General features: G+C 50.3%; 13 protein-coding genes. 1 reads left to right on the forward strand and 12 read right to left on the reverse strand.

Annotated features, from left to right (window positions below):
- Window positions 1-12: 12 nt before the first annotated feature.
- From yqfC to glgB, 9 genes are all read right to left on the reverse strand, one after another.
- On the reverse strand, window positions 13-276 hold the full coding sequence (gene yqfC / locus GPK49_RS12475) for a sporulation protein YqfC (RefSeq protein WP_016406737.1): 264 nt from the start codon (window positions 274-276) through the stop codon (window positions 13-15).
- Window positions 277-449: 173 nt separating this feature from the next.
- Complete coding sequence (locus tag GPK49_RS12480; protein ID WP_215678324.1) at window positions 450-1,430, reverse strand: ABC transporter substrate-binding protein; 981 nt, start codon at window positions 1,428-1,430, stop codon at window positions 450-452.
- Between the two features lie 222 nt (window positions 1,431-1,652).
- Window positions 1,653-2,447: an ABC transporter ATP-binding protein gene (locus tag GPK49_RS12485; protein WP_016406739.1), complete on the reverse strand. Its 795-nt coding sequence runs from the start codon at window positions 2,445-2,447 to the stop codon at window positions 1,653-1,655.
- On the reverse strand, window positions 2,440-3,348 hold the full coding sequence (locus GPK49_RS12490; protein ID WP_016406740.1) for an ABC transporter permease: 909 nt from the start codon (window positions 3,346-3,348) through the stop codon (window positions 2,440-2,442). The genes GPK49_RS12485 and GPK49_RS12490 overlap by 8 nt, the downstream gene beginning before the upstream one ends.
- Window positions 3,349-3,449: 101 nt before the next feature.
- Window positions 3,450-4,436, reverse strand: a complete 987-nt coding sequence (locus tag GPK49_RS12495; RefSeq protein WP_215678327.1) for an ABC transporter substrate-binding protein — start codon at window positions 4,434-4,436, stop codon at window positions 3,450-3,452.
- A 178-nt stretch (window positions 4,437-4,614) separates the two neighbouring features.
- Window positions 4,615-5,589, reverse strand: coding sequence for an ABC transporter substrate binding protein (locus tag GPK49_RS12500; RefSeq protein WP_215678330.1), 975 nt, complete (start codon window positions 5,587-5,589; stop codon window positions 4,615-4,617).
- A 64-nt stretch (window positions 5,590-5,653) separates the two neighbouring features.
- Window positions 5,654-6,103, reverse strand: a complete 450-nt coding sequence (locus GPK49_RS12505) for a GatB/YqeY domain-containing protein (protein ID WP_016406743.1) — start codon at window positions 6,101-6,103, stop codon at window positions 5,654-5,656.
- A gap of 164 nt (window positions 6,104-6,267) precedes the next feature.
- Window positions 6,268-6,444, reverse strand: a complete 177-nt coding sequence (rpsU, locus tag GPK49_RS12510; RefSeq protein WP_016406744.1) for a 30S ribosomal protein S21 — start codon at window positions 6,442-6,444, stop codon at window positions 6,268-6,270.
- A gap of 138 nt (window positions 6,445-6,582) precedes the next feature.
- Entirely contained in the window at window positions 6,583-8,907 is a 2,325-nt protein-coding gene (gene glgB, locus GPK49_RS12515) for a 1,4-alpha-glucan branching protein GlgB (RefSeq protein ID WP_215678333.1), read from the reverse strand.
- 248 nt (window positions 8,908-9,155) lie between these two features.
- Between glgB and GPK49_RS12520 the strand changes: the two genes are divergently transcribed.
- A complete protein-coding gene (locus GPK49_RS12520) occupies window positions 9,156-10,781 on the forward strand; it encodes an MBL fold/beta-CASP domain-containing RNA metallo-hydrolase (RefSeq protein ID WP_016406746.1) in 1,626 nt (541 codons plus the stop codon).
- 55 nt (window positions 10,782-10,836) lie between these two features.
- Here the strand turns inward: GPK49_RS12520 and GPK49_RS12525 are convergent, their stop codons facing one another.
- Genes GPK49_RS12525 through GPK49_RS12535 form a run of 3 tightly spaced genes read right to left on the reverse strand, consistent with a single transcriptional unit; the run spans window position 10,837 to window position 14,116 of the window.
- Window positions 10,837-12,180 (reverse strand): TldD/PmbA family protein, encoded by a 1,344-nt coding sequence (locus GPK49_RS12525; RefSeq protein WP_215678337.1) that lies wholly within the window; start codon window positions 12,178-12,180, stop codon window positions 10,837-10,839.
- A gap of 5 nt (window positions 12,181-12,185) precedes the next feature.
- Entirely contained in the window at window positions 12,186-13,568 is a 1,383-nt protein-coding gene (locus tag GPK49_RS12530) for a TldD/PmbA family protein (RefSeq protein ID WP_215678340.1), read from the reverse strand.
- The gene (locus GPK49_RS12535) at window positions 13,562-14,116 is read right to left on the reverse strand and encodes a Holliday junction resolvase RecU (RefSeq protein WP_215678342.1); all 555 of its coding nucleotides are present in this window, start codon (window positions 14,114-14,116) and stop codon (window positions 13,562-13,564) included. Before GPK49_RS12535 ends, GPK49_RS12530 begins: the two co-directional genes overlap by 7 nt.
- Window positions 14,117-14,125: the final 9 nt, after the last annotated feature.

Here is a 14,125-nt window from a genome sequence, read left to right on the forward strand (position 1 = left end):
CTGCCCGGATGCTCATTGCAGAAATTCCATTTTTTCCACTCTGCCCGTCACCACCATGCACTCCGCCGAAAGCTGCTTCAGGCAAAGCCCCTGCCCCTCCAGCCGCAGAACCCCTGCCGCCGTGCCGATGCGCACCGTCTCCTCGCTGTATTCCAGAATCCCCTTATAATTTTCTATCGTAACCTCCTCCTGTCCGATAAAGGAAATCAGCGGCAGATGCAGCAGTATTTCCTTCGGCAGCTCCAGTGCCTCTGTCATATTCCTACGAAATCCCATGCCATCACCTCATTTATTCACTTTATGCAAGCAGGGGATAAACTAGAATTTTCTACATGCTTTTCTGCATGCAAAAAGGCAGAGCCTTTGCTCCGCCTTTTCGCTGTGCGCATTCATTTTTTTCAGAGGAACTCTCATGTGAGAGGAACTGCTTCATTTTTGATTGCTGCTCTTTAGTTTTCGATTGCTACCATATCCTCGGGAATGGTGATATTCAGTGCTTCTGCGATGTCAGCATTGTATTTTTCTGTGATGCCATCAGTTACATAGCCGATTGCCATCTGTGCGGGATCTGCGCCGTTTGTCAGAATTTCATAAGCCATTTCCGCTGCCTTTACGCCCAAATCATAGTAGCTGATGGACAGAGTTGCCAGACCACAGCCGCTGCACATGCCTTCTTCACCGGTTACAACAGGAATCCCTGCGGGAACCGCTACGTTCTTTACGATTTCTGTGTTATTTGCGATGGTGTTGTCTGTAGGGATATACAGTGCATCACATTCGCCGACTGCCTTTGTTACAACAGACTGTACCTCGTTGGAATCTGCTGCTGTAAATTCAGCCCATGCAATGCCTTCCTTATCCAGCTCAGCCTCTGCCAGCTTCGCCTGATATGCAGAGTTGGGTTCTGCGGAGCAGTATACGATGCCAACCTTCTTTGTATCAGGAACCAGCTTCATGAGCAGCTGAATCTGCTGATCAACGGGTGCCAGATCGGAAACACCGGTTACATTTCTGCCGGGCTTTTCATTGGAATCAACCACGCCTGCTGTTTTATAGTCTGTTACGGAGGTACCAACGATAGGAATATCCCCTGTTGCCGCTGCTGCCGCCTGCAAAGCTGTGGTTGCGTTTGCCATAATCAAATCAACATCATTGGAAACAAATTTTGTTGCAATCGTGGTGCAGTTTGTCTGCTCGCCCTGTGCGTTCTGATAATCGAATTTTACCTTATCGCCCAGAAGCTCTGTCAGCTTATCCTCAAAGCCCTTTGTTGCCTGATCCAATGCAGGGTGCTCCAGCTGCTGAATGATGCCGACTGTATATGTTTCGCCTGCATCAGCGGAATCGTCTGCCGCATCATTGCCGCCGCAGGCTGTCAATGCCATCGCTGCAGCCATCATTGTGGCTGTCATTTTCATCCATTTTTTCATAAGAATCTCTCCCTTTTTCCTCAGTTTCCCCTTTCGGGTTTTGCTTTATTACATGCACGCATATCCGCGTCACACTGTTAAAGTCATTATAGCACTCAAATCTTCAATGTCAAGCATAATCCTCCCTTTTCTGCAAGTATTTTGTATACCTGTATCCGCCGTCCGCGCACAAAAAAAGGACACATCCTATAGAGTGTCCTTTTTGTTTTTTCTGTTTTCAAATCAGCCGAGCAAAGCACGGTCGTTTGCAAATTCCTTGCCGCTGGCAACGGTGAACTGATGCAGCAGGTCATCAACGGTCAGGTTTTTCTTTTCCTCTCCCTTGATGTCCAGAATAATCTTGCCGTCCCACATCATAATCAGACGGTTGCCATGCACAATGGCATCCTTCATGTTATGCGTTACCATCAGCGCAGTCAGGTTATGCTCCGCAATAATCTTATCGGAAAGCTCCAGAACCTTCGCCGCTGTTTTAGGGTCCAGTGCCGCGGTATGCTCATCGAGCAGGAGCAGCTTGGGCTTTTTCAGCGTTGCCATCAGAAGGGTCAGTGCCTGTCTCTGCCCGCCGGAAAGCAGACCTACCTTTGCGCGCAGACGGGTTTCCAGCCCCAAATCCAGTGGCTTCAGCAGCTCAACATATTCTTCTCTCTCTTTTTTTGTAATCCCCCATCTGAGGGTACGGGTCTGCCCGCGGCGTTTTGCCACAGCCAGATTTTCTTCGATTTCCATATCGGCAGCTGTCCCGTTCATGGGGTCCTGGAATACGCGCCCCAGATATTTTGCTCTTTTGTGTTCGGGCAGCTTTGTGATATCCTCGCCGTCAATGATAACAGAGCCGCTGTCTACAGGCCAAACGCCCGCAATGGCATTCAGCATGGTGGATTTCCCTGCACCGTTGCCGCCGATGATGGTAACAAAGTCGCCATCCTCCAGCGTCAGATTGATGCCGTTTAAGGCTCTTTTTTCATTGATAGAACCTGGGTTGAAGGTTTTATAAATATTTTTCAGCTCAAGCATTCTTGCCGCCTCCTCTCTTTACATGGCTGGCAGCATATTTGCCCTTCAGGTGGGGCAAAGCAAGGAATGCCGCTACAATCAAAGCACTGATCAGCTTCAGGTCGGTGGTTTCCAGACCAAGCCACAGCACCACTGCGATAACGATATAATACAGGATTGCACCGCCGACAACGCCAAGCATACGCAATGCATAGTTATAATCAAATCTCTTGAATACAACGCCCGCAATGATAACGGATGCCAGACCGATAACGATGGCACCACGCCCCATGTTTACGTCTGCATTGCCCTGATACTGCGCATACAGACCGCCTGCAAGCGCAACCAGACCATTGGATACCATAAGCCCCAGAACCTTCATTGTATTGGTATTGATGCCCTGTGCGCGCGCCATTTTTTCATTATTGCCCGTTGCACGGAAGGCACGACCCATTTCTGTACCGAAGAAGCCATACATCAGCGCGATGACTACAATACAGAAAATCGCGGAAACAATGATTGCACCATGGATATCTCTCAGGCTGAGAATCAGATTATATTTATCTACGCTGATTGCCTGATTGGATTTACCCAAAATACGCATATTGACAGAATACAGACCCAGCTGGGACAGGATACCTGCCAGAATACCGGGGATACCCAAAGCCACATGGAAGATACCTGTTACCATGCCTGCCAGCATACCGACAATCGTAGCCGCTACCAGAGCAACCGCTACATTATGCCCGGAAAGCATCATCATAACTGCAACGGAGCCGCCTGTCGCAATGCTGCCGTCTACGGTCATATCCGCAAAATCCAATACCTTAAAGGTGATGTAAACGCCGATGGCAAAAACACCCCAAATCAGCCCTTGGGCGATGGAGCCCGGAAGGGCATTGAGCAATGCCATAATATTCATAAATATACCTCTTTCTATGCTTTCTTTTTTTACAGGAATAAGCGAAGCACATGCTTCGCTTATTCCTGTATTTAATTCAAATCAAACCGCAGGTCTTTCGCTTAAGCAACCGGCTCCATCCCTTCGGGGATTGTAACACCCAATGCCTCTGCGATATCTGCATTATATTTGGGAACCAGCCCATCTGTCAGATATTCAATGGGCATTTCCGCAGGCTTCTTCCCGTTCACCAAAATATCATAAGCCATTTCGGCAGCCTTTGCGCCCAGATCATAGTAGCTGATAGACAATGTTGCCAATGCGCCAACCTCACACATTGCTTCCGCACCTGTAACAGTGGGCACGCGTGCAGGAACTGCGATATTCTTTACGATTTCCATATTGTTTGCAAATGTGTTATCGGTAGGGATATACATTGCGTTGCAGTCTGCAACTGCCTTTGTCACAACCGCCTGAATTTCGTTAGAATCTGCTGCGGTGTAGATTGCATAAGGAATCTTCTGTTCATCCAGATATTTCTTTGCCAGATCTGCCTGATAGGTAGAGTTTGGCTCTGCGGAGCAGTAAACCACTGCAACCTTTGTGTTTTCCTTATCGCAGAACTGCATCAGCACATCAATCTGCTTTTCGACGGAAGCCAGATCGGAAACACCTGTAACATTTTTGCCGGGTGCTTCATTGGATTCTACCACGCCTGCTGTCACATAATCTGTAACAGAAGTACCGACGATGGGGATATCGGAGGTTGCTGCCGCCGCTGTCTGCAATGCTGTTGTGGCATTTGCCATAATCAAATCGCAGCCATCGGAAACCAGCTTTGTGGAAATGGTGGTGCAGTTTGCCTGCTCCCCCTGTGCATTCTGGTAGTCAAATTCCACATTATCTTCACCCAGAAGCTCTGTCAGCTTATCCTCAAAGCCCTTTGTTGCCTGATCCAGAGAACCGTGCTCCATCTGCTGAATAATGCCGATGTGATATACCTTATTCCCTGCGCTGTCATCTGCCGCATCATTGCCGCCGCAGCCTGTCATTGCCATTACTGCCGCTACGGTCATAGCCAGAAGGCTTGTTACTTTTTTCATTTTCATAATCTACCCTCTCCCTCTTTGATTTTTTTCATGTCTGATTTCGACATATAATTTCATCGCAAAATGAATTATAGCATCCCTGTTTTGATTGTCAACAGCAAATCTAATTTTTCGATTAAGTGTATCGAGAAAACTGTTTCTTCGATACAGGCGCTTTCATCCTCTGCGAAGGGGAAGGTTATTCCATGGTTTCCTCCAACGCTTCCATATCGGCAGGAGGAGTGATGCCCAAAGCTCTTGCGATTTCCGCATTATATTTCGGTGTCACGCCGTCGGAAACAAACGCGATTGGCAGTTCGGCAGGCTTTGTGCCGTTTACCAGAATATTATACGCCATTTCCGCCGCCTTCACTCCCAGGTCATAATAACGAACGGAAAGCGTAGCCAGCGCACCGATACGGCTCATATATTCCGCCCCTGCAAAGGTAGGCACACCTGCCGGAATCGTGATATTTTTTACGATTTCCATGCTGTTCGCCATGGTGTTGTCGGTCGGGATGAAGATAGCGCCACATTCCTGCACCGCCTTTGTCAGCACCGCCTGCACATCATTGGAATCCGCAACGGTGTAGATGGCACAGTCCCGTTTGAGCCGCTTCAGATATCTTTCCGCACGCTCCGCCTGATAGATGGAGTTAGGCTCTGCGGAGCAGTAAACCACCGCAATCTTCGTATCTGGCTGGCAGAATGTAAGCAGCACATCCACCTGTGCCTTGATTTCGCCCAAATCGGAAACACCTGTGACATTTGTGCCGGGCTTTTCATTGGAATTTACTGCACCTGCTGCGATATAATCCGTTACGGATGTACCCACAATAGGGATATCCGCCGTTGCCGCTGCCGCAGACTGCAAAGCCGTTGTGCCGTTTGCCAGAATCAAATCGCAGCCATCGGAAACAAATTTCGTAGCAATGGTGGTGCTGTTTGCCTGTTCGCCCTGCGCATTCTGATAATCGAAGGTGACATTTTCTTCTCCCAGCAGCTCCATCAGCTTGTCCTCAAAGCCCTGCGTTGCCGCATCCAGAGAGGAATGTTCATCCTGCTGAACAATGCCGATGCGGTATGCCGTTTCGTCTGTGCTGCCGCAGCCGGATAAAGCCAGTGCCGCGCACAAAAAAGCCGCCGTTACGCCCATCATTTTTCTGAATTTCATAGCCTTTCCCCCTTCAACGTAAAAGGGTCACAGGCAATCGCCTGTGACCCTATGGTTTCGATTATTACTTGCCTTGGAGCATTTTTTTCACAAGACCGCCGACAATTTTCATATCTGCGCGACCTTTTGCCTTGGCTGTCACGATACCCATGACTTTGCCCATATCCTTAATGGTAGAGGCTCCGGTCTGTGCGATGGCGTCTTCAACAATCTTCTGAATTTCATCCTCGCTTAACTGCTCTGGAAGGTAACTTAACAAAACTTCGATCTCTTTATTGAGTTTTTCGATCAGATCCTGTCTGCCGCTTTTTTCATAGTCGGGCAGGGAATCCCTTCTGCTTTTCAGCTGCTTGGAGATAACCTCGATGACACCTTCATCATCCAGCTCAACCTTGTTATCCTTTTCGATCTGCAGAACACCGGAACGAATCAGCTGAATCGTATCCTTCTTGATGGTATCCTTTTCTTTCATAGCAGTTTTCAAATCTGCAAAAAGCTGCTCTTTTAATGACATATAATCATCCCTTTTCGCTTCGTAAAACTTAGTAAAATTTATCAAACCATGAAAGCAATTCGTAAAACTTCGTTTTACTCATCAACTCAGGTTTTCTCGTGTCTGCTCAAAAATGCCTGCAAGCAGTCATTTTGTTGACAGCCACGGAAAACGCTTTCATACGATTATCTGAATTTACGTTTTCTAGCGGCTTCGGATTTCTTTTTGCGTTTTACGCTGGGTTTGTCATAATGCTCTCTTTTGCGTACTTCGCCCATGATACCATCTCTGGCACATGTTCTTTTAAAACGACGCAGTGCGCTGTCCAAGGATTCATTTTCTTTAACTTTTACCTCTGACATGAATTTCCCTCCCTCCCAGTGCGAGATTCGTTGATGGCAAGAAAGGTGCTTTTACGCCTTTTTTTACCATACATTTAAGAATTATACACAAAAACTCGCGCAACGTCAATAAGAACTAAGAGAAATTCTCAAGAAAAATCATGGCAAATCTGCCTGTTTTGCGGTTTTTTCCGTATTTTTTTCGGGATGCTTCCGTTTTGCATCTGTTTTTGTACCATTTGCCGCTGTCCTCGTCTTAGGCTTTTTTGTCCGTGGCTGCTTCTTCGGCTGCTCCCGCTCCAGAATGACCATCCCCAGAGGCGGCACATCCAGCTCTACCCGAAACGGACAGCGGCCTGCCGGCTCCGCCTTGCTCTGCAGCGGTACGGCGTTGATGACATCACTGCCGCCGAAGCGTGCGGCATCGCTGTTCAGCCGTTCATGATAAACTCCCTCCTGCGGCACGCCGAGCGAAAACCCACGATGCACCACCGGTGTAAAATTGCAGAGGAAAACCAGTTCCTTTTCCTCACTGCGGCGCACAAAGGAAACAATCGAGCTTTCCGCATCGTCACATTCAATCCATTGGAAGCCGTTCGGGTCGAAATCCTCCGCCCAGAAGGCAGGCTCCTCTGTGTAAAGGTGATTCAGCTCCTTCACATACGCCTGCATTTCCTGATGGTCGGCATATTGCAGCAGATGCCAATCCAGAGAGCGTGCCTCGCTCCATTCGCTGTACTGCGCAAATTCACCGCCCATAAACAGCAGCTTTTTCCCCGGATGCCCCATCATGAAGCCATAGGAAAGGCGCAAATTCGCAAAGCTCTGCCAAACATCCCCCGGCATTTTCCCAATCATCGAGGATTTTGTATGTACCACCTCATCATGCGAAAGCACCAGCACAAAATTCTCCGCATAATGATATGCCATGCCGAAGGTCAGCTTATTCTGATGGTATTTCCGATAAATAGGGTCAAGCTTGATATAGGAGAGAAAATCATTCATCCAACCCATGTTCCATTTCAGGCTGAACCCAAGACCGCCCTCATCAACCTTCTTCGTCACACCGGGCCATGCGGTGCTGTCCTCCGCAATCATGAGTGCGCCCGGCTCCCTCTCGGCAATGACGGAATTCATGTGCTTGAGAAATTCGATTGCCTCAAGGTTTTCACTGCCGCCGTATACATTCGGCAGCCACTGCCCCTCCTCCTTGCAGAAATCCAGCCGCAAAAGAGATGCCACCGCGTCCACGCGCAGCCCGTCTATATGGAAAATATCCATCCAATAGAGCGCATTTGCAAGCAGGAAATTCGCAACCTCTTTTCTGCCGTAATTGAAAATATACGTCCCCCACTGGATATGCTCCCCCAGACGGGGGTCCTGATGCTCATAAAGTGCCGTGCCGTCAAAGCGTGCCAGTGCAAAATCATCCTTCGGGAAATGCGCAGGCACCCAGTCCAGAATGACGGAAATGCCGTTCTGATGGCAGGCATCCACAAACTGCTTAAATTCGTCCGGGCTGCCATAGCGGCTCGTCGGGGCATAATAGCCCGTCACCTGATAGCCCCAGCTGCCGTCAAAGGGATGCTCCTCCACAGGCAGCATCTCGATATGCGTATAGCCCATTTCCTTCACATAGGGAATCAGCTGCTCCGCCAATTCGGTATAGGTTAGAAAACGATCGCCCTCCGCCCGCTTCCAGCTGCCCAAATGCACCTCATAGATATTCATGGGGGCAGTCCTGAAATCATATTTCCTTCGTGCCGTCATCCAACGGCGATCCTTCCATTTATAGCGTTTCAGAGGATACAGCACAGACGCATTGTTCGGGCGCACCTCTGCATACACACCGTAGGGGTCTGTTTTATCAACCACCCTGCCATCACACTGCGTCACATGGAATTTATACTTATCCCCCTCTGCCGCCGCAGGCAGAAACAGCTCCCAGATGCCAGATTCGCCCAGCCTTCGCATGGGACTTCTGCGCGCATCCCAGTTGTTGAAATCCCCGATTACACTGACCGCCTTCGCATTGGGTGCCCAGACGGAAAATGCCGCCCCCCTTGCGCCCTCGTGCGTCATAAGCCTGCCGCCCATTTTTTCGTAAATCTCATAATGCGTCCCTGCGCCGAAAAGATGTCGGTCAAATTCAGAAAGGGTCGGCGAGAAGGAATAGGGGTCATAGCTGCGCCATGTGTTGCCGTCCGCATCGGTGTACTCCAGCTGATAGCGGAACCATTCCTCCCTGTCCGCAATCGTCACCTCAAAAAAGCCGTCTGCATGCAGCCGCTCCATCGGGTATTTTTTCCGTTTATTTGCATAGTCAATCACGGTAATGCCTGCCGCATTCGGCAAAAAGGCACGCACCACAACGGCTTTTCTGCCGTCCTCCTCCATTTCGTGCATCCCCAGCACCGTATGGGGGTCGCTGTGTTCCCCGTTGACGATATGAAAAATATCATAAAGCTTTGTGGTTGTGAGCATAGTCTCCCTCCCTTTTGCTTGTGTTTGTTTCCTTGATATATTTTATTTATTATACCATATTTCCAACGTATTGCCAGATGAAAACAGAGCCATATTTTGGCAAAACCGTTCCTGTTTTTTACGAAAATTGATGTTTTTCAGACGGTACTTGTCAGCAGAACGCAAAAGGTCTATACTAACAGTAGGAATTACAAAAGACATTTGTCCATTTTTCATAAAAATACTGCAATCAAGGAGGAGTGATCTCTATGAAACTGATGTTTTTAGGTGCTGACCACGAGGTAACCGGCAGCTGCCATTATATCGAAGCCTGCGGCAAGAGCATCCTTTTGGACTGCGGCATGGAGCAGGGACGGGATACCTATGAAAATCAGGAAATCCCCGTAGCGGCAGGAAGGATTGATTATGTATTCCTTTCCCATGCGCATATTGACCACTCGGGGCTACTCCCTCTGCTTCACAAAAACGGCTTTCAGGGGCAGATTTACGCCACCGAGGCCACCACAGACCTCTGCCGCATCATGCTTCTGGACAGTGCGCATATTCAGGAATTTGAAGCGCAGTGGCGCAACCGCAAAAATAAGCGTGCCGGCAAAGCTCCCTTTGAGCCGCTTTATACCACAGAGGATGCGATGGCAGTCATGGAGCATTTTGTTCCCTGCGATTATATGAAGGAAATCGAGGTCTGCGAAGGGGTGAAAATCCGCTTTACGGATGTCGGGCATCTGCTCGGCTCCTCCAGTATCGAAATCTGGCTGACGGAAAACGGCGTATCGAAAAAAATCGTATTCTCCGGTGATATCGGCAATATCAATCAGCCCATCATCCATGACCCCCGTTATACCACCGAAGCGGATTTTGTCATTATGGAAAGTACATACGGCGACCGTTACCATACCGCGCCGCCCGATTATGTGGCAGAGCTTGCCGGACAGATTCAGCAGACCTTTGACCGCGGCGGCAATCTGGTCATCCCCTCCTTTGCCGTCGGGCGAACGCAGGAAATGCTGTATTTCATCCGCGAAATCAAGGAAAGAGGACTGGTGCGGGGGCATGAGGGCTTCAAGGTTTATGTGGACAGCCCCCTTGCAATCGAAGCAACGCGCGTGTTTGCGGAAAACTATCTGGGCTGCTATGACACCGACGCAATGGCATTGGTACAGAAGGGCATCAATCCGCTGACCTTTCAGGGTCTTGAGGTTGCCGTAACGCCGGATGATTCCATGGCAATCAATTTCGATAAAAGCCCGAAGGTTATCATCTCCGCATCGGGGATGTGTGAGGCAGGACGTATCCGCCATCATTTAAAGCATAACCTCTGGCGGCCCGAGTGTACGATTCTTTTCGTTGGATATCAGGCAATCGGCACACTTGGCAGAAATATCATCGAGGGTGAAAAAGAGGTGCGCCTGTTTGGCGAGACAATTACCGTCAACGCGCATATCGAGGAGCTGGCAGGGGTCAGCGGTCATGCGGATAAGAAGGGACTTCTGAATTGGGTGAACCATTTCGAGAAGAAGCCGGAGCGCGTTTTTGTAGTACATGGTGAGGATTTGGTCTGCGAGGACTTCACAAAATGCTTAAAAGAAGAATACGGCTACAATGCCTTTGCGCCTTACAGCGGTGCCTGCTTTGATTTAGCGGCAAATCAGATGATTTCCGAGGGCGTAAAAATCCCCGTTGCACCGAAGGAGCTGCCAAGGGGACATGCAGCCTCCGAGGGCGGCAAGCGCGCGATGTATCTGGCAAATCAGCTTGATCTGGCAAATAAACGCCTGCAGCAGATTATCAATCTGAATAAGGGCGGCACCAATCGGGATATGGAAAAGCTGCTCAAGCAAATCAACGACCTTTGCGACAAATTAGACGGATAAGCTTACAAAGACTACATAAAAAAAGACCTAAGAGAGACGCTCTTAGGTCTTTTTTTTAGCTTCCCGCAATAGCCAGTCCTCTCACCAGAACAGACGGAGAGCCGACACCGCCGGAGCCGAAATATAAGTCATCGGCAATTTCCTCCACCTCTGCCAGAAGCTGATAAAAATTGCCTGCAACGGTAATCTGCTCCACAGGCGTGTCAATTCTGCCGCCTTTGATACGGAATCCCTCCGCCGAAAGGGAAAAATCGCCCGAAACGGCATTTGTGCCTGCATGCAGTCCCATCAGGCTGGTAAGCAGCAGACCATCCCCCATTTGGGCAAGCAAAGCCTCCTGCGAAAGCATTCCCTTTGCCAGATAGAAATTTGTGGGCGCAGTTTTCACAGAGCCTGTCAGCCCCATCTTAAAGCCATTGCCTGTGGATGCCACGCCATCCTTTTTCGCTGTCCTGCGGTTATAAAGCAGGGTTTTCAGCACACCGTTTTCGATAACGGCTTTATTTTTGCCCGAAACGCCCTCACTGTCGAAGGGCTGTGTGCCATAGCCGCCCAAAAGCAGGGCATCATCCCGCAGTGTAACCCTTTCGGATGCGATTTTTTCGCCCGTTTTGCCCTGCAAAAGAGAGAAGCCCTTCTGCGCATTTTCCGCAAAGAATACCCCTGCAAACGCGCCCAAAAGAGAAACCATCGCCCTGCCGTCTAAAATCACATCGTATTTTCCGCTTGGCACAGACGCTGCCCCCAGATGGGATGCGGCACGCTTTGCCGCCATTCTGCCCGTTTCCTCAGGGTTGAAATCATTCCAATCCTGTGCCTTCCAGAAATAGGAGCCTGTTTTGGTTTCTCCGCCTTTTTTTGCAATCGCAGAAACATAAGCCGTCGCAAAATTCTTCGCAAAGGAAACATCCAGACCTCTGGTGTTGCGGATGACAACCTCCGCCAGAGATGTCCCCAGTGCGCAGTAATCCAGAGAAGCAACCTCCTCCGCACCTGCCAGTGCCGCTGTTTCCATACGCATGGCGGCGTTGATTTTTTCCTCTACCCTTAATTCCTCCAGAGCGGCATTTACGCCCTCCAGCTCAGGGTAGCTTTCCTCTCCTGCATAAAGCTCCTCGCAGTCCTCCGGGGAAAGGAGTGCCGCATTTTCCTTCGCCGTTTCCACCAGATATGCAATGGCATCCTCTGTCAGCTGCTCGGTATAGGCATAGCCTGTCCGCCCGTTGATGTTTCCGCGAAACGCCAGACCCTCCTCCCTGCTGTTTTCATAATCGCTGACCTCACCCTCCAGAATCAGCACCTCAAACGCCTTGCCGCCGCGGTAATAAACCTCGCAGTCCGTAAAGCCTGCCTGTCTGCCGTAGGCAAGCACCTTTTCCAAAAATGCCTTCCGTTCCATTCTGCTTACCCCCTTCCGCCGACAGTCATACTGCTGACGCGAATCATAGGCTGCCCTACATCGGTCGGGATAGAGCCGCTCTTGCTGCCGCACATCCCCTGCGCCCGTTTCAGATTATTGCCGACCATATCAATATCACGCAGCACCTCCGCTCCCTTGCCGATAAGGGTTGCCCCTCTGACCGGCTCAGCAATCCTTCCGTTGCGAATCATATAGCCCTCCAGAACGGCAAAGTTAAACGAACCCGTTGCAGGGTCAACGCTGCCGCCGCCCATCTGCTTTGCATACAGTCCAAATTCCGTATTCGCGATGATTTCCTCCGGCGTGCTTTTGCCGTTGGCAATGAAGGTATTCGTCATACGGCTGGTGGGAGCAAAGCGGTAATCCTGTCTGCGTGAGGAGCCGGTAATTGCCGTGTGCATGCGTCTGCTGTTCAGGCGGTCAACCAGATAAGACCGCAGAATTCCGTTTTCAATCAGAATATTTTTTGCCGTGGGCGTGCCCTCGTCATCCATTTCGGCAGAGCCCCAGCCATTGGGGATTGTCCCATCATCCAGCGCCGTCACCAAAGGGGATGCAATCTGCTGTCCCAGTCTTCCTGCGAAAACGGACGCATTTCTTGCCACCGCCGTTGCCTCCAGACCATGTCCGCAGGCCTCATGGAAAATGACACCCCCAAAGCCGTTATCAATTACAACAGGGATTTTCCCCGCAGGGCAGGGCTTTGCGCCAAGCATGGTAACGGCAATGCGTGCCGCCTCCCTTGCGGTATCCTCCACATTGATGCGGTCAAACAGCTCATACCCCTCAGAGCCGCCCGGCCCCAGATGTCCGCTCTGCTTTTCCGTCGCAGAGGATGCCACTGCCTCAATGGTAAAGCGGCTGCGTGTGCGGTTCTCCTCGCCCCAGATGCCCTCGGAATTGGCAACCAGCACATGCTTCATCACCTCAAGATAGCCTGCCCTTGTCTGCGTAACGGCATCGTGATATGCCCTTGCCGCCGCCGTTGCCAGTCTGAGCTGCTCCGCCTTTCTCTGCTTGGACACGCTTTCCGGCAGGATACGGATGGGGTTGATGCAACGCTCCGCCATCCTTTTCCAGCCGCAGATATCATAAATGCGGTCGCCGCGCAGAGCCGCCGCGCCCTCCCTCGCAATGCGAATGAGGCTTTCCTCGGAAAGGTCATTCGTAAAGCCGTAAATCGCCTGATTCCCGAAAAACAGCCGCACCCCTGCGCCGTAATCCATGCCGCCCAGTGCCGTTTCCACCTTGCCGTTGACCATGGCAATGCTGCTTCTCTTTGTCCGCTCTGCGTAAATCTCGGCAAAATCGGCACCGCTTTCCAGTGCCGCTGCCAGTATATTTTCTACTGCCGCTTTTTTCAGCATGATTTCTCACTTCCTTGCTTTTCCGTTTCCTCCAGATACAGGCTGACCGCCTCCAGATAATGCAGGAGATTGCCCGTCTGCCGGATGCTGTATTTTTCCTCAAACGCCGCAAGAGGAATCGATTTGCGTCCGCCCCTTGCCGCATTTTCCCAATATATCTTCAGTGTTTCAAACGGCAAAAGATAATATGCATCTGCCGCAGAAAAATGCACGAGAAGAAAGGAAAGTCCCCGCTGGCGGCGAAATTCCCCCATAAAAGCCATCTGATGTGCATGGATATTCTGCAAAGGCAGGCTTTTTCCTGCCGTTTCCTTGGCATCAAAGGCAATGGGAATCCCCTGCGCCACGCCGATATAATCAACCGTAGACTGCTTTTCAAAATACGCAAGGGTAATCGTCCGCGTTTCCTCATCCATCCGCACAGGGGTGATGGGCGTGGGGATTTTCTGGAATAATGCCAGACCCGACTGCCTGTAGCGTTCATTTGTGAAATTGATGATTTCTTCAAAGCTGCTGCCGCGCAGTCCTCTGGAATTCCAATGTGCCACTGCTTTTCT

Origin of the sequence: Clostridium sp. MCC345 (assembly GCF_018785345.1) — a bacterium.
Lineage (GTDB): Bacteria > Bacillota > Clostridia > Lachnospirales > Anaerotignaceae > Anaerotignum_A > Anaerotignum_A faecicola.

Bases quoted from the DNA above. Each gene is read 5' to 3' on its own strand.
- yqfC (WP_016406737.1), bottom strand. From the start codon at position 276: ATGGGATTTCGTAGGAATATGACAGAGGCACTGGAGCTGCCGAAGGAA.
- GPK49_RS12480 (WP_215678324.1), bottom strand. From the start codon at position 1,430: ATGAAAAAATGGATGAAAATGACAGCCACAATGATGGCTGCAGCGATG.
- GPK49_RS12485 (WP_016406739.1), bottom strand. From the start codon at position 2,447: ATGCTTGAGCTGAAAAATATTTATAAAACCTTCAACCCAGGTTCTATC.
- GPK49_RS12490 (WP_016406740.1), bottom strand. From the start codon at position 3,348: ATGAATATTATGGCATTGCTCAATGCCCTTCCGGGCTCCATCGCCCAA.
- GPK49_RS12495 (WP_215678327.1), bottom strand. From the start codon at position 4,436: ATGAAAATGAAAAAAGTAACAAGCCTTCTGGCTATGACCGTAGCGGCA.
- GPK49_RS12500 (WP_215678330.1), bottom strand. From the start codon at position 5,589: ATGAAATTCAGAAAAATGATGGGCGTAACGGCGGCTTTTTTGTGCGCG.
- GPK49_RS12505 (WP_016406743.1), bottom strand. From the start codon at position 6,103: ATGTCATTAAAAGAGCAGCTTTTTGCAGATTTGAAAACTGCTATGAAA.
- rpsU (WP_016406744.1), bottom strand. From the start codon at position 6,444: ATGTCAGAGGTAAAAGTTAAAGAAAATGAATCCTTGGACAGCGCACTG.
- glgB (WP_215678333.1), bottom strand. From the start codon at position 8,907: ATGCTCACAACCACAAAGCTTTATGATATTTTTCATATCGTCAACGGG.
- GPK49_RS12520 (WP_016406746.1), top strand. From the start codon at position 9,156: ATGAAACTGATGTTTTTAGGTGCTGACCACGAGGTAACCGGCAGCTGC.
- GPK49_RS12525 (WP_215678337.1), bottom strand. From the start codon at position 12,180: ATGGAACGGAAGGCATTTTTGGAAAAGGTGCTTGCCTACGGCAGACAG.
- GPK49_RS12530 (WP_215678340.1), bottom strand. From the start codon at position 13,568: ATGCTGAAAAAAGCGGCAGTAGAAAATATACTGGCAGCGGCACTGGAA.